The organism is Paucibacter sp. KCTC 42545, from assembly GCF_001477625.1.
Taxonomy (GTDB): domain Bacteria; phylum Pseudomonadota; class Gammaproteobacteria; order Burkholderiales; family Burkholderiaceae_C; genus Paucibacter_A.
Map to the genome: position 1 here is coordinate 4,090,750 of NZ_CP013692.1, position 19,554 is coordinate 4,110,303.

The 19,554-nt window shown below is 64.0% G+C and carries 17 protein-coding genes; 11 read left to right on the forward strand and 6 right to left on the reverse strand.

Annotation, left to right across the window (positions count from 1 at the left end; all coding sequences use genetic code 11):
* Positions 1–63: 63 nt before the first annotated feature.
* Positions 64–864 (reverse strand): exodeoxyribonuclease III, encoded by an 801-nt coding sequence (locus AT984_RS17505; protein ID WP_058722425.1) that lies wholly within the window; start codon positions 862–864, stop codon positions 64–66.
* Positions 865–1,196: 332 nt separating this feature from the next.
* Here AT984_RS17505 and AT984_RS17510 point away from each other — a divergent pair, with 332 nt between their 5' ends.
* The 3 genes from AT984_RS17510 to AT984_RS17520 all read left to right on the forward strand — a co-directional run bounded on the left by AT984_RS17510 (position 1,197) and on the right by AT984_RS17520 (position 5,177).
* On the forward strand, positions 1,197–3,437 hold the full coding sequence (locus AT984_RS17510) for a TonB-dependent receptor (protein WP_058721204.1): 2,241 nt from the start codon (positions 1,197–1,199) through the stop codon (positions 3,435–3,437).
* A 265-nt stretch (positions 3,438–3,702) separates the two neighbouring features.
* Complete coding sequence (gene pyrE, locus AT984_RS17515; RefSeq protein WP_156422084.1) at positions 3,703–4,380, forward strand: orotate phosphoribosyltransferase; 678 nt, start codon at positions 3,703–3,705, stop codon at positions 4,378–4,380.
* Positions 4,380–5,177, forward strand: a complete 798-nt coding sequence (locus AT984_RS17520; RefSeq protein WP_156422085.1) for a hypothetical protein — start codon at positions 4,380–4,382, stop codon at positions 5,175–5,177. Before pyrE ends, AT984_RS17520 begins: the two co-directional genes overlap by 1 nt.
* 39 nt (positions 5,178–5,216) lie before the next feature.
* Here the strand turns inward: AT984_RS17520 and gatB are convergent, their stop codons facing one another.
* Genes gatB through gatC form a run of 3 tightly spaced genes read right to left on the reverse strand, consistent with a single transcriptional unit; the run spans position 5,217 to position 8,477 of the window.
* Complete coding sequence (gene gatB / locus AT984_RS17525) at positions 5,217–6,677, reverse strand: Asp-tRNA(Asn)/Glu-tRNA(Gln) amidotransferase subunit GatB (protein ID WP_058721206.1); 1,461 nt, start codon at positions 6,675–6,677, stop codon at positions 5,217–5,219.
* A 1-nt stretch (position 6,678) separates the two neighbouring features.
* Positions 6,679–8,178 (reverse strand): Asp-tRNA(Asn)/Glu-tRNA(Gln) amidotransferase subunit GatA, encoded by a 1,500-nt coding sequence (gene gatA, locus AT984_RS17530; protein ID WP_058721207.1) that lies wholly within the window; start codon positions 8,176–8,178, stop codon positions 6,679–6,681.
* Positions 8,178–8,477 carry an Asp-tRNA(Asn)/Glu-tRNA(Gln) amidotransferase subunit GatC gene (gene gatC / locus AT984_RS17535; protein WP_058721208.1) on the reverse strand — a complete coding sequence of 100 codons (300 nt, stop codon included), beginning with the start codon at positions 8,475–8,477 and terminating at the stop codon, positions 8,178–8,180. The genes gatA and gatC overlap by 1 nt, the downstream gene beginning before the upstream one ends.
* 356 nt (positions 8,478–8,833) lie before the next feature.
* Between gatC and AT984_RS17540 the strand changes: the two genes are divergently transcribed.
* The 5 genes from AT984_RS17540 to rodA all read left to right on the forward strand — a co-directional run bounded on the left by AT984_RS17540 (position 8,834) and on the right by rodA (position 14,879).
* Positions 8,834–9,877, forward strand: coding sequence for a rod shape-determining protein (locus AT984_RS17540; protein ID WP_058722426.1), 1,044 nt, complete (start codon positions 8,834–8,836; stop codon positions 9,875–9,877).
* A 136-nt stretch (positions 9,878–10,013) separates the two neighbouring features.
* On the forward strand, positions 10,014–11,063 hold the full coding sequence (mreC, locus tag AT984_RS17545; protein WP_082680132.1) for a rod shape-determining protein MreC: 1,050 nt from the start codon (positions 10,014–10,016) through the stop codon (positions 11,061–11,063).
* Positions 11,060–11,581, forward strand: a complete 522-nt coding sequence (gene mreD / locus AT984_RS17550) for a rod shape-determining protein MreD (protein ID WP_058721209.1) — start codon at positions 11,060–11,062, stop codon at positions 11,579–11,581. Before mreC ends, mreD begins: the two co-directional genes overlap by 4 nt.
* Positions 11,581–13,728: a penicillin-binding protein 2 gene (gene mrdA, locus AT984_RS17555; RefSeq protein ID WP_058721210.1), complete on the forward strand. Its 2,148-nt coding sequence runs from the start codon at positions 11,581–11,583 to the stop codon at positions 13,726–13,728. Before mreD ends, mrdA begins: the two co-directional genes overlap by 1 nt.
* Positions 13,725–14,879: a rod shape-determining protein RodA gene (gene rodA / locus AT984_RS17560; RefSeq protein ID WP_058721211.1), complete on the forward strand. Its 1,155-nt coding sequence runs from the start codon at positions 13,725–13,727 to the stop codon at positions 14,877–14,879. Before mrdA ends, rodA begins: the two co-directional genes overlap by 4 nt.
* A gap of 36 nt (positions 14,880–14,915) precedes the next feature.
* Here the strand turns inward: rodA and AT984_RS17565 are convergent, their stop codons facing one another.
* Positions 14,916–16,427, reverse strand: coding sequence for a sensor histidine kinase (locus tag AT984_RS17565; protein WP_058721212.1), 1,512 nt, complete (start codon positions 16,425–16,427; stop codon positions 14,916–14,918).
* Positions 16,428–16,457: 30 nt separating this feature from the next.
* Positions 16,458–17,129: a response regulator transcription factor gene (locus AT984_RS17570; RefSeq protein WP_058721213.1), complete on the reverse strand. Its 672-nt coding sequence runs from the start codon at positions 17,127–17,129 to the stop codon at positions 16,458–16,460.
* Between the two features lie 151 nt (positions 17,130–17,280).
* On the opposite strand from AT984_RS17570, the gene recA reads away from it, so the two are divergent.
* The 3 genes from recA (at position 17,281) to AT984_RS17585 (ending at position 19,427) form a co-directional block, all read left to right on the forward strand.
* Entirely contained in the window at positions 17,281–18,321 is a 1,041-nt protein-coding gene (recA, locus tag AT984_RS17575; RefSeq protein WP_058721214.1) for a recombinase RecA, read from the forward strand.
* A 70-nt stretch (positions 18,322–18,391) separates the two neighbouring features.
* The gene (locus AT984_RS17580; RefSeq protein ID WP_058721215.1) at positions 18,392–18,766 is read left to right on the forward strand and encodes a nuclear transport factor 2 family protein; all 375 of its coding nucleotides are present in this window, start codon (positions 18,392–18,394) and stop codon (positions 18,764–18,766) included.
* 85 nt (positions 18,767–18,851) lie between these two features.
* Positions 18,852–19,427 carry a regulatory protein RecX gene (locus AT984_RS17585; protein ID WP_058721216.1) on the forward strand — a complete coding sequence of 192 codons (576 nt, stop codon included), beginning with the start codon at positions 18,852–18,854 and terminating at the stop codon, positions 19,425–19,427.
* Positions 19,428–19,554 lie beyond the last annotated feature (127 nt).

A 19,554-nucleotide genomic window follows, 5' to 3' on the forward strand; every position in this document is an offset into this window, starting at 1 on the left:
CGCTTGATGAAAAGACGCCGCGGCTGAGCGGCCGCAAGCGCGACCGGCCCTCAGCGGATTGCCTCAAAGCGCAAAGTCGTAGTCGATGGTCAGCGGCGCGTGATCGCTGAACTTCTGCGCTTTGTAGATGGAGGCACTCTTGGCCAGGGCCGCGAGCTTCGGGGTCGCGAAGTGGTAGTCCAAGCGCCAGCCCACGTTCTTGGCATAGGCCTGGCCGCGGTTGCTCCACCAGGTGTAGCTCTCGTCGGTGGTGTCGGAATGGAGCTGGCGGTACACATCGACCAGGCCGCCGTGCTCAGGGCCGCTGCCGAAGAGATGATCCAACCAGGCGCGTTCCTCGGGCAGGAAGCCGCTGTTCTTCAGATTGCCCTTCCAGTTCTTCAGGTCAGCGGGCTTGTGGGCGATGTTGACGTCGGCCACCAGGATGAACTCGCGCTCGCCCTTCAAAGCGGCCAGGTGGGGGCGCATGGCGTCGAGGAATCGGTACTTGGCTTCTTGGCGCTCGGGGCCGCTGCTGCCGCTGGGGAAGTAGCAGCTGATCAGGCTGAGCTTGCGGCCGGGTTTGTCGAAGCGCTTTTCGATGTAGCGGCCTTCATCGTCAAACTCTTGCACGCCGATGCCGGTGATGATCTCGCTGGGTTCCTCGCGGGTGTAGAGGCCCACGCCGGAGTAGCCCTTTTTCTGCGCGTAGTGGAAGTGACCCTTCAAGTCATTCGAGCTGCAAAAAGTACCGGCCACATGCTCGTCCTGGGCCTTAACCTCTTGCACGCCCAGGGCATCGGCCTGCTGCGCGGGCAACCAGTCAAAAAAGCCCTTGGTGGCGGCGGAGCGAATGCCGTTCAGATTGGCGGTGATGAAGCGCATGGTGGAGAAGCCGTTCTTGCTGGTCACTGGGGCTGCGCAGTATCGCAGCAGGGCGGCATGCCGCCACAGCGTAAGGCGGTGACAGGACCGAGCGCAGGCCAGACCCGTCCGCTGTTTTTTGACAACAATCAAGGCAAGAAGGCCCCAGATCGAAGCCCAAGCTCTAACTTTCCGGCACGCGACTTGCTAGATTCGAAGCCTTGCCCAAATGCGTGCCGTGGAGACCTTGCATTGGATCACCCATCGCCCCAAGCGAATCCAGCACCCACGCGCGTCACCCAAGCCCGTTTTTCTCTTCTCCTCCCCTTTTCCACTCATTCCGGAGCCCTCGCATGAGCCTCTTCCACTCATCGCCCTCTGCCGCCGCTCGGCGCCCTCAACACCTGGCCCTGTCCATCGCCATGGCCCTGGCGGCTTGGCCGGCGGCACAAGCCGTGGCGCAAGAAAAGACGGCTGACAAAACTCAGCTGGAGACCGTCACCATCACGGCCGAGCGCCGCACTGAGAACATCAAGGAAGTGCCCACCGCCGTCACCAGCATCAGCGGTGAGAAGCTGGATGTGCTGAACTCCGGCGGCCAGGATGTGCGCTTCCTGTCCGGCCGCGTGCCCAGCCTGAACATCGAGTCCTCCTTCGGCCGCGCCTTCCCGCGCTTTTACATTCGCGGCTACGGCAATACCGACTTCCGCCTGAATGCCTCGCAGCCCGTCTCGCTGATTTACGACGATGTGGTGCAAGAGAACCCGATCCTGAAGGGCTTCCCGGTGTTCGACATGAAGGCCGTCGAAGTGATCGCCGGCCCGCAAGGCACGCTGTTTGGCCGCAACACACCGGCTGGCGTGGTGAAGTTTGACTCGGTCAAGCCCGGCAAGACGCAGGAAGGCTATGTCAACCTGTCCTACGGCACCTACGGCACCAGCAATATCGAAGGCGCCTTCAATCTGCCCCTGGGCGGCGACTGGGCCGCACGCATCTCGGCGCAAGTGCAGCACCGTGACAACTGGGTCAAGAACGTCAACACCAAGGGCACCCAAGACACCGAAGGCTACGACGACCGCGCCGTGCGCCTGCAGGCCCTGTACGAGCCGAACAAGGACTTCAGCGCCCTGTTCAATATCCACAACCGCGATCTGAAGGGCAGCCCGCGCCTGTTCCGCTCCAGCATCATCAAGCCCGGCACCAATGAACTGGTGGACGGCTTCGATCCGGCCAAGATGTACATCGACGCCACCAACGAGCAGACCCTCAAGGCCACCGGCGGCAGCATGCGCCTGAAGTGGGCCCTGAACGGCATCACCCTGCACTCCATCACCGGCATCGAAACGGTTGAGCCTTTCAGCCGCGCAGACGTCGATGGCGGCTACATCAACAACTTCGTCAAGCCGCCACCATTTGGCGCCGAAGGCAATGTGTTCTGGAGCGCCGAGACCTCTGACGCGCTGAAGAACCACCGCCAGCTCTCGCAAGAGTTCCGCGCTGAGTCGACCGCTGCGGGCCCGCTGCGTTGGCAAGCCGGCCTCTACCTGTTCGATGAGCGCTACGACATGGAGAGCGTCGACTATCTGGCCGCCCCCGCCGACGCGCTGGTGTCCACCCACCAGACCAACCGCGCCTGGGCCTTGTTCGGCTCGGTCAACTACGAAGTCAGCCCCAATCTGAAACTGCGCGGCGGCCTGCGTTACACCCAGGACAAGAAGACCTTGGCCACGGTGGGCAAGGTCAACGCCAGCGCCGGCACCAGCGACAGCACGGACGACAACAAGGTCAACTGGGATGTCTCGGCCACCTATATCCTGACCCCGGAAACCAATCTGTACGCCCGCGTGGCCACCGGCTTCCGCGCCGCCTCGATCTACCCGGCCAGCGGCTTCGGCCCGCAGTCCAAGGCTCGCCCGGAAAACACCACCTCCTACGAGATGGGCGTGAAGTCGGAGTTCTGGGATCGCCGCGCACGCTTGTCCGCCAATGTGTTCGCCTACACAGTGAAGGACCAGCAACTCACCGCCGTCGGTGGCACCAACAACTCCAACACCTTGCTCAACGCCAGCAAGGGCGAGGGCCGCGGCTTTGAGTTCAACCTGGACCTGATCCCCGTCGACAACCTCTTGCTGACCCTGGGCGGCAGCTATAACGACACCGCCATCAAGGACCGCAGCCTGGCCCTGCCACGCTCCGGCAGCAACCCGACCGTGCTGGACCCGGTCAATGCCAGCGGCAACTACAGCATCTATGACAACCCGCTGCCCAACGCACCCAAGTGGATCGCCAACCTGACGGCTCGCTACGGCATCCCGACCAAGGACGGCAATGAGTTCTACGTCTACACCGACTGGGCTTACCGCAGCAAGGTCAACTTCTTCCTGCAGGAATCGGTGGAGTTCACCGGCAAGGCCCTGACCGAAGGCGGCCTGCGCGCCGGCTACATCTGGAGCCAAGGCAAGTATGAAGCGGCCGGTTTTGTGCGCAACATCACCAACCAGGTGCGCGTCACCGGTGCCATCGACTTCAACAACCTGACCGGTTTCATCAACGACCCACGCACTTACGGCGTGCAATTCAAGGCCTTGTTCTAAGAACTTGTCTGCCAATAGCAGGGCGGAGGATGGGGCGGCGATTTGTGACCAGGGCAAGGCGCAAACCACAGCAATACCCGAAGGTATTGCGAGGATTTGCTACGCAGCCATGGGTACAAATCGGCCGCCAGCCGACCCCAGCTATTTGGGGATAAGTTCTCAGCCAATCCCGCTTGACGCGTAGGGCCCAAGCCCGATCCTCCTTTTGGGGGATTGGGCTTTTTTGCACCCCTACAATGAGACACACGATTCAGCCCCTATGCCCATGAGCACTGCACCAACCCCCGATCAGCTGGCCCAGGAATTCGTTGCTTTCGCAGTCGAATCCGGCGTGTTGCGCTTCGGCCAATTCAAGACCAAGGCCGGTCGCCTGAGCCCCTATTTCTTCAACGCCGGCCTGTTCGATGACGGCGCCAAACTCGGCCGCCTGGCGCAGTTCTATGCCCAGCGCCTGATCGCCTCGGGCCTGGAATTCGACATGATCTTCGGCCCCGCCTACAAGGGCATCACCCTGGCTGCGGCGCTGTCCATCGAGCTGGCGCGCCTGGGCCACAACAAGCCCTTCGCCTACAACCGCAAGGAAGCCAAAGACCACGGCGAAGGTGGCACCCTGGTGGGCGCGCCGGTGCAAGGGCGCGTGCTGATCATTGACGACGTGATCTCCGCCGGCACCTCGGTGCGTGAGTCCATCGCCATGATCAAGGCCGCGGGTGCCACGCCTTGCGGCGTCACGATTGCGCTGGACCGCCAGGAAAAGGCGGCCGAGAACGGCGTCGACCTGCCCCACTCGGCGGTGCAGTACGTCACACAAGAGCTGCAAATGCCGGTGGTGGCCATCGCTGGCCTGGCCGATTTGCTTCAGTATTTGAGCTCGGCGGACGATAGTGCCGTGACCGCCCATGCGGCGGCTGTTCAAGCTTACCGAGATAGCTACGGGGTCTGATGCGCCATCTCCGCGCCGCGTTTTCGTCGATTGCCAAATTGCTGCGGCGCCAGGCCTCGCTGGCCGGCGGCAGTGCGCTCGCGGGCGCTTGCCTGAGCGGCGCGGCGTTGACAGCATTGCCAACGCTGGCGCAGGCGCAAACCCCGCCGACCGATAGCAAGAAGGGCATTTACAGCTGCACCACTGCTGATGGCCGCCGCCTAACCTCCGACCGCCCGATTGCCGAATGCAATACGCGGGAGCAGCGCATCCTAAACCCCGACGGCTCGCAGCGCGCGACCTTGCCACCGGCACTCTCACCGGAAGAAAAGGTGCGGCAAGAGGCGCAAGAACGCCACCTTGCCGCTGAACGCGCCACCTTGCGCGACGCCATCCGGCGCGACCGCACGCTGATGCTGCGCTTCCCGAACGAAGCCGCCCACCAGCAGAGCCGCAGCCAGGCCTTGGACGATGCCAACAAGGCACGCCTGAGCTCGGAGCGCCGCATCAAGGAATTGGCGCAAGAGCGCAAGCCGCTGGCCGACGAGGCCGAGTTCTACAAGGGCCGGGCCTTGCCCGCCAAGCTCAAGCAGCAAATGGACGCCAATGACGCCGCCGTCGAGGCCCAGCAGCAGCTGATTGAGAACCAAAAGGCCGAGTTGGTGCGCATCAACAGCCGCTTTGACGCCGAATTGGCGCGGCTGAAAAAGCTCTGGGGCGGCGCCGCCCCCGGCACGCTGGGGCCGGGGGGCGATGGCAAGGCCGCTAACGGTAGCAATGGCAGCGACGCGGCCGCCGCTGCAGCCAGCGGCCGCTGACCTCAGCAGCCGGACGTCAACGCCCGGCCGCTGCTGGCCTTAGCCAGCCAGCTTCTTCTTCAGCAGCTCGTTCACCGCGCTCGGATTGGCCTTGCCCTTGGTGGCTTTCATGGCCTGACCGACCAGAGCGTTGAAGGCCTTTTCCTTGCCGGAACGGAACTCTTCCACCGACTTGGCATTGGCGGCCAGCACCTCGTCGAGGATGCGCTCGAGCTCACCGCTGTCGCTCATCTGCTTCAGGCCCTTGGCCTCGATCAAAGCATCGACGTCCTGGCCTTCGCCGGTCCACAGCGCCTCGAAAACCTGACGTGCGGCGTTGTTGGAAATGGTGCCGTCCTGAATGCGGCCAATCAGCGCGGCGAGTGTCGCGGCCGACACCGGGCTGGATTCGATGCTGCTCTCTTCGGCGTTCAAGCGGCGCGAGAACTCGCCCTGCAGCCAGTTGGCCACCAGCTTGGGCGCCTTGCAGCCGTCGCGGGCGGCTTCGTAGAAGCGCGCCGTGGCCAGGCTTTGAGTCATCAGCGCGGCGTCGTAGGCGGGCAGGCCGTCAACGCTTTCGAAACGCGCCGCCATCACGGCCGGCAGCTCGGGCATCTCGCCGCGCACACGCTCCACCCATTCGGCCGACACCACCAGCGGCGGCAGATCGGGATCGGGGAAGTAGCGGTAGTCGGCCGAATCTTCCTTGCTGCGCATGGCGCGGGTCTCGCCCGTGTCGGGGTTGAACAGCACGGTGGCTTGTTGAATCGTGCGGCCGTCTTCGATCTCGTCGATCTGCCAGTTCACCTCAAAGTCCACCGCCTGAATCAGGTTGCGGAAGCTGTTCAGGTTCTTGATTTCACGCCGCGTGCCGTAAGGGTTGCCGGGCTTGCGCACCGACACATTGACGTCGCAGCGGAAGGAGCCTTCTTGCATATTGCCGTCGCAAATGCCCAGCCACATCACCAAGGCGTGCAGGGTCTTGGCGTACTCGCAGGCCTCGGCGCCGGAGCGCATATCGGGCTCGCTAACGATTTCCAGCAGCGGCGTGCCGGCGCGGTTCAGGTCGATGCCGGTGAGGCCGTGGTAGTCCTCGTGCAAGCTCTTGCCCGCGTCTTCCTCGAGGTGGGCGCGGGTCAGCTGCACCACATGCTTGGTCTCGCCCACATAGAACTCCACCTGGCCGCCTTGCACCACCGGGATCTCAAACTGGCTGATCTGGTAGCCCTTGGGCAAGTCAGGGTAGAAGTAGTTCTTGCGCGCGAAGATGGACAGCGGCGCCACCTTGGCGCCCACGGCTAGGCCGAAGCGAATAGCGCGCTCAACGGCACCGCGGTTCAGCACCGGCAGGGTGCCCGGCAAGGCCAAATCAACCGGCGAGGCTTGCGTATTCGGCTCGGCCCCGAAGGCGGTGGACGAGCCGCTGAAGATCTTGGACTGGGTGGAAAGCTGGACGTGGTTTTCCAGGCCGATCACGACCTCATAGCCACGGACGAGTTTGCTGCTTGCGGTATTGCTCATATCAGATGCCTCCCGGCGCCGAGGCGTGCCAGGCTGTCGCTTGTTGCAAGGCGTGGGCTGCGTGCAGCAGCTGGCCTTCCTTGAAATAGTTGCCCAGCAATTGCAGGCCCACGGGCATGCCGCCTTCGCCCACACCGACCGGCACGCTCATGCCAGGCAAGCCGGCCAGCGAGCCGGGCAGGGTGAAGATGTCGGCCAGATAAGCCTTGACCGGATCGTCCTTGCCTTCGCCATGCTTCCAGGCCACCGTGGGTGCCACCGGGCCGGCGATCAGATCGCACTGGGTGAAGGCTTGTTGGAAGTCGTCGGCAATCATGCGGCGCAGCTTTTGCGCTTGCAGATAGTAGGCGTCGTAATAGCCGTGGCTGAGCACATAGCTGCCGATCATGATGCGGCGCTTGACCTCCGCACCAAAGCCTTCGGCGCGGGTCTTTTTGTACATGTCCAGCAAATCGTCGTACTGAGCCGCGCGATGACCGAAACGCACGCCATCAAAGCGGCTCAGATTGGAGCTGGCCTCGGCCGGGGCAATGATGTAGTAGACGGGAATTGCCAGCTCGGTACGCGGCAGGCTCACATCCACAAGAGTGGCGCCGAGCTTTTCCAGCTCGGCCAGGCCTTGGCGCACGGCGCTGTCGACATCGGCCGACAGCGCCGCGGGGAAGAACTCCCGCGGCAGGCCGATGCGCAAGCCCTTCAAGGGCTGGGCGGCGGTGGCGCCTTCGCGCGCTTGCAGCATCTGCGCATGGAAGTCCTGCGGAGCCTGCTGGATGCTGGTGGCATCGCGCTCATCAAAACCGCTCATGGCCGAGAGCAGCAGGGCGCAGTCCTCGGCCGAGCGGGCCATGGGGCCGGCTTGGTCCAGGCTGGAGGCAAAAGCGATCATGCCGTAGCGCGAGCACACGCCGTAGGTCGGCTTGATACCGGTGATGCCGGTGAAGCTGGCCGGTTGGCGAATGGAGCCGCCCGTGTCGGTACCGGTGGCGCCAGGCACCAAGCGGGCCGCCACGGCCGCGGCCGAGCCGCCGGAGGAGCCGCCGGGCACGCGCTCGCGGTCCCAGGGGTTCATCACCGCCCGATAGGCCGAGTTCTCATTCGCCGAGCCCATCGCGAACTCGTCGCAGTTGAGCTTGCCCAGGCTGACCGTTCCGGCCGCGTTCAGGCGCGACACCACGGTCGCGTCGAAGGGGCTCAGATAACCGCTCAGGATCTTGGAGCCCGCGGTGGTGGGCATATCGCGGGTGACGAAGATGTCCTTGTGCGCCAGGGGCACACCGATCAGGGCACCGGTTTCACCGGCGGCGCGGCGCGCGTCGGCGGCTTGGGCGGCGGCCAAGGCCTGCGCCTCGTCCACATGCAAAAAAGCGCCCAATGCGTCAGCAGCGGTAACACGCGCAAGCAGATGTTGCGTCACTTCGAGGCTGGAAACCTCTTTGGCCGCGAGGGCGCGGCCGAGCTGGGCCACGCCCAAATCATGCAGGGATGTAGAAGTCTTTGTCATTATTCGATGACCTTGGGAACCAGGAACAAACCGTCTTCAATCGCCGGCGCGCTGCGTTGATTGAGTTCGCGTTGATTGCTTTCCGTGACCGCGTCTTCGCGCAGGCGCAGGGACACTTCCTGCACCGCTGACAGAGGCGTGTAGAGCGGTTCGACACCGCTGGTGTCCACCGCACTCATCTGTTCAACGATCTTGAAAAACCCGTTCAACTGGGTCAGCAGTTCGGCGCTTTCGGCGGGCTGCAATTCCAGCCGCGCCAGATGGGCGATGCGGCTTACGTCTTGAGGGGTCAGAGCCATGGCAAGTCTTGTCCGGGGGTCGGGAGGATTCAAAGGCCGATGATTTCGCACATCTGAGCTGAAGCTAGGCTCAGCTAATAGCAAACATAAGGCTTTTGCGGTAGAGAATTTAGGGGGTGATCAGTTATTATCTCCGCTTATCTCTATAGCACCGGGGCTGCGTGTCCTTTCCAGGTACGCGCAGCCTCGTTGCATATGGCGATGCCCCAAGTACACCATTGCCCCGAAGGCTCGGTTGGCGCTTTTTTCGGCCACCCTGCCCCAAAGAACCAAACACTGCCCGAACCACGCGCAGCGGCCACAGCGATTTGCAGCCCCAGGCTCAGATGCTCGGCCCCGCGCCCGCCAAAAACATGATGTTCGCCTCCCTGCGCCGCTATTTCTCTACCGACCTCGCCATCGATCTGGGCACCGCCAATACGCTGATTTATGTCCGCGGCAAGGGCATCGTGCTGGATGAGCCCTCGGTCGTCTCGATCCGCCACGAAGGTGGCCCCAACGGCAAGAAGACCATTCAAGCCGTTGGCCATGAAGCCAAGGCCATGCTGGGCAAGGTGCCCGGCAATATCGAAGCCATCCGCCCGATGAAAGACGGCGTGATCGCCGACTTCACGGTGACTGAGCAGATGCTCAAGCAGTTCATCAAGATGGTGCACGACTCCAAGATGCTGCGCCCCAGCCCGCGCATCATCATCTGCGTGCCCTGCGGCTCCACCCAGGTGGAGCGCCGCGCGATTCGTGAGTCCGCTCTGGGCGCTGGAGCCTCCGAGGTCTATCTGATTGAAGAGCCGATGGCCGCCGCGATTGGCGCCGGTCTGCCGGTGTCGGAAGCTTCGGGTTCGATGGTCGTGGACATCGGCGGCGGCACGACGGAAGTCGGCGTGATCTCGCTGGGCGGCATGGTCTACAAGGGCTCGGTCCGCGTCGGCGGCGACAAGTTCGACGAAGCCATCATCAACTACATCCGCCGCAACTACGGCATGTTGATCGGTGAGCCCACCGCTGAAGCGATCAAGAAGAACATCGGCAGCGCCTTCCCCGGCTCCGAAGTCAAGGAAATCGAAGTCAAGGGCCGCAATCTGGCCGAAGGCGTGCCGCGCAGCTTCACCATCTCGTCCAATGAGATCCTGGAAGCCCTGACCGACCCGCTGAACCAAATCGTCTCCGCCGTGAAGAACGCGCTGGAACAGACCCCGCCCGAGCTGGGCGCCGACATCGCTGAGCGCGGCATGATGCTGACCGGCGGCGGCGCCTTGCTGCGTGACCTGGACCGCTTGCTGGCCGAAGAAACCGGCCTGCCGGTGCTGGTGGCCGAAGACCCGCTGACCTGCGTGGTGCGCGGCTGCGGCATGGCACTCGAGCGCATGGAGCGCCTGGGCAGCATCTTCACTTACGAGTAAAGCCATGTGGCCTGCTGCGCGGCCCCGTAGCGCTGCTGAGCAGCGCAGCGGCAACAACAGCAGCGGCAAACACCCAAGCTCGCGGCCGCTCGCAGCGGCCTGCTAGGCGGACATTCTTTCGGCGCACGACTTCGCCATGCCTCTCGGCCCACCAGATCGCACGACACCGCCCATCTTCCGTCAAGGCCCCTCGGCCCTGACCAAGCTGCTGCTGTGCGCCGCCGCTGCCGTTTTTCTGATGGTGGCGGATGCGCGTTTCAAGGTGGTGGAGCCCGCCCGCCAGACCCTGGCCCTGGCCCTGCATCCGGTGCAGCGCCTGCTGCTAACGCCGGTTGATGCCTGGGAGGCCTTCCAAGACTATCTGCGCGGCACCGAGCGTGCCATGGCGGCCGAAAACCAAGCCCGCCAACAACTGGTGCGCCAAGCCGAGAGGCTCTCGCGCGCCGAGCAGCTGCACCAGGAAAACCAACGCCTGCGGGCCTTGCTGGAATTGCGCCCAGCCCTGCAGGTGAGCTCGCTCTCGGCCGAGGTGCTGTACGAGGCACCGGACCCCTATTCGCGTCGCGTCGTGATCGACCGTGGCAGCTTCAACGGCGTGCAACTCGGCGCGCCGGTGATCAATGAAGAGGGCGTGCTCGGCCAAGTGACGCGGCTCTACAAGCTGTCGGCCGAGGTCACGCTGCTGAGCGACAAAGACGCCGCCATTCCCGTGCTCAACACCCGCACCGAACAGCGCAACGCCGCCTTCGGCAATAGCGACGGCAGCGGCATGGAGCTGCGCTTTCTGGCCGCCAACGCGGACGTCAAAGAAGGCGATGCCTTGACGACCTCGGGGCTGGACGGCGTCTACCCGCCCGGCTTGCCGGTGGCCAAGGTGACCGTGGTGGAGCGGCGCGGCGACAGCAGCTTCGCCCGCGTCAGCCTGCAACCCGTGGCGCGGCTGGACAGCGTGCGCCATGTGCTGGTGCTGCAACCGCTGGCCCAGCATGAAGCCGCGCAGGCCGAAGCTGCCGAAGCCGCGGCTTCAGCGGCAGCGGCCGCCGCCAGCGTGAAGTCGGCCCGCAAAGCTGCCGCTAGCGCTGCAGCCGCATCGGCGACAGGCCATGGCGCCAGCGCGGCACCCAAGGCCGCCGCCAAGCCGGTCAGCAAGCCCGCCGCCAAACCCGCTTCTGGAGCCAAGCCATGATCATGCCGCGCGGCTCCGGCCAGCTCTTGCTGCCGGCCAACCCCCTCTTCATTGCCCTGACGCTGATCCTGGCCCTGGTGGCCGATATGGTGCCGATCGGCCGCTCACCAATGATGCCGGACCTGCTGGCCGTGGTGTTGGTGTTCTGGGGCGTGCATCAACCGCGCCGGGTCGGCGTGGGCTGGGCCTTTGCCTTCGGCCTCTTGATCGATGTGCACCACGGCTCGCTGCTGGGCCAGCACGCCCTGGCCTACAGCACCTTGGTTTATGGCGCGGTGAGCCTGCATCGCCGCATTCCGGCCTTCGGCCTGATCGGCCAGGCCCTGCATGTCTTGCCGCTGTTTGCCGCCGCGCACGCCGTGTCGCTGCTGGTGCGCATGCTGGTGGGCGGCATGTGGCCGGGCTGGACCCTGGCCTGGGCGCCGCTGTTTGAGGCAGCGCTGTGGCCGCTGGCCACCATCCTGCTCTTGGCCCCGCAACGCCGCGCGCCTGATCGCGACGCCAATCGCCCGCTGTAATGACCGTTCTCAAAAACGTCGAACAGGAGCTGTCACGCTTTCGCCTGCGCCTGATCGCGGCCGCCGGCTTCGTGCTGTTCTGCTTCGGCCTGCTGGTGGCGCGGCTGATCTTTTTGCAGGTGATCCAGCACGACAGCCTGCTGGACCGTGCCGAGAGCAATCGCGTCAGCGTGGTGCCCATCGTGCCCAATCGCGGCCTGATCAAAGACCGCAACGGCATTGTGCTCGCCAGCAATTACTCGGCCTACACCTTGGAGATCACGCCCTCCAAAGTGCCTGATCTGGACAGCACCATCGACCAGCTGGCCCAGGTCATCGACATCCAGCCGCGCGACCGTCGCCGCTTCAAGCGCCTGATGGACGAGAGCAAGAATTTCGAGTCCCTGCCCATCCGCACCAAGCTCAACGAGGCGGAGGTGTCGCGCTTCACCGCCCAGCGCTTTCGCTTCCCTGGTGTAGAGATCAAGGCGCGCCTGTTCCGCAACTACCCGCTGGGCGAAGTCGGCGCGCATTTGCTGGGCTATATCGGCCGCATCAACCAGGCCGAGAAAAAGGCCATGGATGAGTGGGAAGAGGAAGACATCGCCAATTACCGCGGCACCGAGTACATCGGCAAGCTGGGCATCGAGCAAAGCTACGAGAAAGAGCTGCACGGTCTGACCGGCTTTGAGGAGATGGAAACCAGCGCCGCCGGCCGCGCCGTGCGCCGCCTGGCCTACCGGCCGCCCACGCCGGGCAATACCTTGCAGTTGTCGATCGACATCCGCCTGCAAGCCCTGGTGGAAGAGCTGTACAAAGACCGCCGTGGTGCGCTGGTGGCGATTGACCCGCGCAATGGCGAGGTGCTGGCCTTTGTGTCCAAGCCCACCTTTGACCCCAATCTATTCGTCGATGGCATCGATGCCGACAGCTGGCGCGAACTCAACGACAACCTCGACAAACCGCTGCTGAACCGCGCCCTGCGCGGCACCTACCCCCCGGGCTCGACCTTCAAGCCCTTCATGGCCATGGCGGCGCTGGACACGGGCAAGCGCGCGCCCGGCACCATCATCCAAGACAACCTGACCTTCAGCTTCGGCGGCCGCACCTTCGGCAGCCCGGAGACCGACCGGCCCGGCCCCAAGGACATGCGCTTGGCCATCGTGCAGTCCAGCAATGTGTACTTCTACACCCTGGCCAATGAGATGGGGGTGGATCTGATTCACGACGAGCTGGAGCCCTTCGGCTTTGGCCGAAAGACCGGCATCGACGTGCAAGGCGAGGTCGGCGGCCTGCTGCCCAGCACCGACTGGAAGCGCCGTTACTTTGCCAAGAACCCGGCGAACCAGAAGTGGTTCGCCGGCGAAACCATTTCGCTGGGCATCGGCCAGGGCTATAACAACTTCACCATGTTGCAGCTGGCCACCGCCATGTCCACCATGTCCACCGGCGGCCAGCGCTTCAAGCCACGGCTGGTGCGGCAGATTGAGGATGTGGTCAAACGCGAGCAGCGTCAGTTGTCCAACGACGCGCTGACGCCGCTGCCACTCAAGCCCGCCGATGTGGCGGTGATCCGTAACGCCATGCATGGTGTGACGCTGGAGGGCACCTCGCGCGCGGTGTTCGCGGGCGCAGCCTACCAAAGCGGCGGCAAGACCGGCACGGCCCAAGCGATTGGTCTGCGCTTGGGCGAGAAATACAAGGACATCAAGGCCGACGAGCGCAAGCGCGACCATTCGCTCTACGTCGCCTTCGCGCCGCTGGAAGCCCCCACCGTGGCCCTGGCGGTGATTGTGGAGAACGCCGGCTTCGGCTCCACCTCGGCCGCGCCCATTGCGCGCCGGGTCTTCGACTATTTGCTCACCGGCGTCTACCCCAGCGAGGAAGACATTGCCCTGACCCAGATCGGCAAGAGCACTTTGCCAGTTGGCAAGCCGCGCCCCATTGCCGAAGTGCCTTTGCCGGGCGCACCCACCACGGCGGCCGCAGCGGCTTCCGCAGCTTCAGCTGCTGCCTCTGCTGCTGCAGCATCAGCGACGGCAACTGCAGCACCAACGCCTGCCACCGCCGCGACTGGCCAAGCCGCAGCAAACCCTGCCGCGGCCCGCCCAGTTGCGCCCGCGGCCAGCCGGGCCTCCGCCCCGCAGCGAGGAGCCTCCACACCATGAACGCCGTGTTCAACAAACCCAGCTTATGGCAACGCCTCAAGCCCATGTTCAGCGGCTTCGATCTGCCCCTGCTGCTGGCGATTGGCTGGATGATGGGCCTGGGCCTGCTCAGCATGTATTCCGCCGGCTACGACCACGGCACCCGCTTTGTGGATCACAGCCGCAATATGCTGATCTCCATCGCCCTGATCTTTCTGGTGGCGCAGATTCCACCGCAGCGCATCATGCAGCTGGCGATTCCGCTCTACACCGTGGGCATCGTGCTGCTGCTGGCCACGGCGCTGTTCGGCATCACCAAAAAGGGCGCCACGCGCTGGCTCAATATCGGCGTGACGCAGATCCAGCCGTCCGAGTTGCTCAAGATCGCCACGCCCTTGATGCTGGCCTGGTGGTTCCAAAAGCGCGAGGGCTTGCTGCGCCTGCCGGACTTCATTGCCGCCTTTGTGCTGCTGGCCATCCCGACGCTGCTGGTGGCCAAGCAGCCGGACTTGGGCACTTCCATCTTGGTGGCATCGGCCGGCCTGTATGTGATCTTCTTTGCCGGCTTGTCCTGGAAGCTGATCATCCCGGCCTTCATCATCGGCGCGGCCAGCATCACCACCTTGGTGATGAGCGAGGAAAAAATCTGCCAGCCGGATGTGGAATGGCCGGTGCTGCGCGAGTATCAGAAGAACCGCGTCTGCACCCTGCTGGACCCGACCAAGGACCCGCTGGGCAAGGGCTTCCACATCATTCAGGGCGAGATCGCCATCGGCAGCGGCGGCATCACCGGCAAGGGCTTTATGAAGGGCACGCAAACCCATCTGGAGTTCATCCCCGAGCGCACCACCGACTTCATCTTCGCCGCCTTCGGCGAGGAGTTCGGCCTGGCCGGCGCCTTGGCCTTGCTGGGCGGTTTCACCGCCCTGATCCTGCGCGGGCTGATGATCGCCTCGGACGCGCCGACCCTGTTCTCACGCCTGATGGCGGGGGCGGTGACGATGTCTTTCTTCACCTATGTGTTTGTCAATATGGGCATGGTCAGCGGCATCTTGCCGGTGGTGGGCGTGCCCTTGCCCTACATCAGCTACGGCGGCACCGCGATGGTGACGCTGGGCATTGGCCTCGGGCTTTTGATGTCCATCGCCAAGACGCGGCGCGTGCGTTACTGAAGCCGTAGAAGCACGAACCAGCACCAACAAGGCCGCTCAGGCCTGATCAACAGGCTCGTCGGCCGCCTGGGCATGGAAGCGCACCGTAAAGCGAGCCCCCGGGCCACCGCTGTCAGCCTCCAGCGGGGTTGAACGCTTGGGCCGCGTTTCGTCCAAAGTCAGATCCGCCTCATGCTGCTGCGCGATCTCGCGCACGATGGCCAGCCCTAAGCCGGAGCCATCCACATTGGTGCCCAGGGCGCGATAGAAGGGCTGAAACACCTTCTCGCGCTCGGCCTCGGGCACGCCGGGGCCGGAGTCTTCCACCTGCAAGACGCTGACCTGGCCGAAGGGGTCTTCCACCACCCGCACCGTCACCGTGCCGCCCACCGGGGTGTAGAGCAGGGCGTTGTCCACCAGATTGCGAATCAGCTCGCGAATTAAAAGCGGGTGGCCCAGCACGCGCAAGCCGCTTTGCTCTTGGTCGGGGCCTTCGAAACCGAGGTCGATGCGTTTGTCAAAAGCACGCGGCACGAAGTCGCGCACCGTCTCGATCGCCAACTCGGGCAGATTGACCAGCTCACGCCGGGCCGCATGTTCCTGGTCTTCGGCCCGCGCCATCGCCAGCAGTTGGTTCACCATGTGCGCGGCACGCTGGCTGCTGAGCGAGATCTGCTGCAGGGATCGCTTCAAATCGGCCGGCTCGCTGCGGCCCTCGTCAATTTCACGCTGCACGAATTCGGCCTGAGCGCGAAGGCCCGCCAGCGGCGTTTTCAGCTGATGGGCGGCATCGGCCAAAAAGTGTTTTTGGCTGCTGATCGACTGATCCAGCCGCGCCAGCAAATCATTGATGGCGCCCACCAGCGGCGCCACTTCCTCGGGAATACGGCGCTCGTCGATGGGGCTGAGGTCGGAGCTATCGCGCGAGCGGATGCGGCGCTGCAACTCGTTGAGTGGCGCGATGCCGCGCGCCAAAGCCAACCACACCAGCAGCACGGCCAGCGGCAGGATGACGAACTGCGGCAGGATCACGCCCTTGATGATTTCGTTGGTCAGCTTGCCGCGCTTGCCCAAGGTCTCGGCCACCTGCACCAACATAGTCTTGCTGCTGCCGGCCATGCCCTCGGGCGAGACCCACAAATACGCCACCCGCACCCGTTCATTGCCCACTTCATCGTCGCGGAAGTGCAGCTCCCAGGGCACGATCAGGTCGTCATCGGTCGGCACCGGCAGCTTGGCATCACCGTTGAGCAACTCGCCGCGCAGGCCCAGCACCTGGTAGAACACCGTATCGCTCTCGTCCGCGCGCAGCAAGGCAGCGGCCTCGGGCGCCAGCGCGTATTGCGCCCGGCCGGTGCGGCCAGCAGCAAGTGCCGCCGAGGTGGAGGCCACTTGCAGGCCCAGCGTGCGGGCCATCTCGCCCAGTTCGCGGTCATAGGGCTTGGCCGCAATGCCTTGCGCCACCAGCCAGGTCAGCGCCACGCTGATGGGCCAAATCAGCAGAAGCGGCGCCAGCATCCAATCCAGGATCTCGCCGAACAGCGAGCGTTGGCCGGACTCAGCGGCCATGGCGATCCCTCACTGCCGAGCGCTTGAGCATCAGCCGGGAATTTTCTCGAGGCAATAGCCCAGGCCACGCACCGTGGCGATGCGGATCGGGCCTTGTTCGATCTTCTTGCGCAGGCGGTGGATATAGACCTCGATGGCGTTATTGCTAACTTCCTCGCCCCACTCACACAGGCGCTCCACCAACTGGTCCTTGCTGACAAGCCTGCCGGCGCGTTGCAGCAAGACCTCCAGCAAACTCAGCTCACGCGCCGACAGCTCCACCATCTGCTCATTGATATAGGCCACCCGTCCGGTGGCGTCAAAGGACAGCGGGCCATGCTTGATGACACTGGACGCCGTGCCCAGGCCGCGGCGCGTCAGGGCGCGCACCCGCGCCTCCAACTCCTGCAGCGAGAAGGGCTTGGCCATATAGTCGTCGGCGCCCAGATCCAGGCCCTTGACGCGCTGCTCCACGCTGTCGGCCGCGGTCAAGATCAGCACTGGCATCGACGAGCCCCGCGCGCGCAGCTTGCGCAGCACTTCCAGGCCGTGCAGACGTGGCAGGCCCAGGTCAAGAATGACCAGATCAAACTCATGGGAAGCCAGGGCCGCATCGGCCTCGGTGCCAGTACCCACCTGGTCCACCGCATAGCCCGAGGCCCGCAGCGAACGCAGCAGGGCGTCCGCCAAAACCTGGTCGTCTTCGGCGATCAAAATACGCATGGCGGTCTCCGGCAGTTTGATTTGTTGTCAGCGCATTCTAGGTTTGCCGCCGAGCCCGGCTGTGAAGACAATCCCTCGCAAGAATTTTCAAAACCACTGTACAAACATACAGATTGCGCCATAATCCGCCCAGCTCATTGAGGAGAAATTCATGGACGCCCCAGTCAAACCCACCATCAGTGCTGAAAAAGCCAAGGCCTTGCAGGCCGCCCTGTCGCAGATCGAAAAGCAATTCGGCAAGGGTTCCATCATGCGCCTGGGCGAGGGCGAGGTGATTGAAGACATCCAGGTGGTGTCCACCGGTTCGCTGGGTCTGGACATTGCCCTGGGCGTTGGCGGCCTGCCGCGCGGCCGTGTGGTCGAAATCTACGGCCCTGAGTCTTCGGGCAAGACCACCCTGACCCTGCAAGTCATCGCTGAGATGCAAAAGGTCAACGGCGTCTGCGCCTTCATCGACGCCGAGCACGCCCTGGACATCCAGTACGCACAAAAGCTGGGCGTCAATCTGCAAGACCTCTTGATCAGCCAGCCCGACACCGGCGAGCAAGCCCTGGAAATCGTTGACGCGCTGGTGCGCTCCGGCTCCGTGGACCTGATCGTCGTCGACTCGGTGGCAGCGCTGACGCCCAAGGCCGAGCTGGAAGGCGAAATGGGCGATTCATTGCCTGGCCTGCAAGCCCGCTTGATGAGCCAGGCCCTGCGCAAGCTGACGGCCACCATCAAGAAGACCAATTGCATGGTCATCTTCATCAACCAGATCCGCATGAAGATCGGCGTGATGTTCGGCAGCCCCGAAACCACCACCGGCGGCAATGCGCTGAAGTTCTACGCCTCGGTGCGCCTGGACATCCGCCGCATCGGCTCGATCAAGAAGGGCGATGAAGTCATCGGCAGTGAAACCAAGGTCAAGGTGGTGAAGAACAAGGTGGCCTCTCCCTTCAAGACCGCCGAGTTCGACATCCTCTACGGCGAAGGCATCAGCCGTGAAGGCGAGATCATCGACATGGGCGTGGTAGCCAAGGTGGTCGAAAAGTCCGGATCCTGGTACGCCTACAACGGCGAGAAGATCGGCCAGGGCAAGGACAACGCCCGCGAATTCCTGCGCGAAAACAGCGACATCGCCCGCGAAATCGAGAACAAGGTGCGTGACTCGCTGGGTGTTCCGCTGCTGGCGGGCGCCCAAGCCGAGTAATTCGGGCTTTTTGCTCGGATCAGCGCCTCGCAGCGCCCCGTCGCACAGCACCGCCGCTGGAGCCTGCCTCATGAACACACCACGCGAACGGGTGTTGAGCTACTGGCAGGCCGCCAACGCCCGCGATTGGCAGGCATTTGCTGAGTTGCTGGCCGAGCAGATCGTTTACGAAGTGCCGCAAACCCGGGAACGGGTGCGCGGCCGCGCCAACTATGTCGAGTTCAACCGCACTTGGCCCGGTCAGTGGCGCGCCGATATCCAGCAACTGGTGGCGGACGATCAGCAAGCCGTCTCGGTGATCGCCTTTCATGTCGACGGCACCGCCGAGACCGGCATTTCGGTGTTCGAGTTTGATGGTGACGGCCGCGTTGCCCGCATCACCGACCACTGGCCGGCTCCGTACGCACCGCCCGCGCGCGCCTGCGACTGCATCGAGCGGTATTGACGCAGCAACACCGCTTAAAGCAAGTCACAGCGACCGGCAGCGACTTACAGCCACGAACCATCGCCCACTTGTGCGCACAGCGCCCATGAATCACAAACCCCTTTCCCTGAAGGCTCGCGCCATTGCCTTGCTGGCCCAGCGCGAGCACAGCCCGAGCGAGTTGCGCCGCAAACTGCTGCACATCGAGAACGAACGGCGCCGCCAGGAAAGCATGCGCGAAGGCAAGGAATCAGTTGATGACGACAGCACAAGCGCGGCGCCGGAACTCGTCGACGAACTGCTGAGTTGGCTGCAGGCGCAAGGCTATTTGGACGAAAGCCGCTTCGTGGAGTCGCGCCTGCATGCCCGCGCCAGTCGTTTTGGCAATAGCCGCATCAAGCAAGAGTTAGCCCAGCACCGCCTGAGCCTGAACGCGGAGCAATGGCAAACCCTGAAAGCCACCGAACTGGAGCGCGCCCGGCAAGTCTGGCGGCGCAAGTTCGGCCTCTCTGCTGAGGTTGATGCCGAGCTTGATGCTGATGGCCAATCAGATGTCGCCGCACCGAGCGGCGCCGAGCTGGCCGCCATGCGTGCCAAGCAAGGCCGCTTCCTGGTGCAGCGCGGCTTCGCGCCGGAGGTGATACGCCAAGTCTTGCGCGGCGGCAGCGCGGGCGAAGACTGAAATCTGCCTGAAACGCCTTGAAATCGGCCCATTTTGGGGCGTTTGAAGGGCCACTGACAGTTCCGTGAAAGCATTGCGGCAGCGCAACATGCTACATTGCCGTCTGCGCAGCGAACGGCCCGTCGAC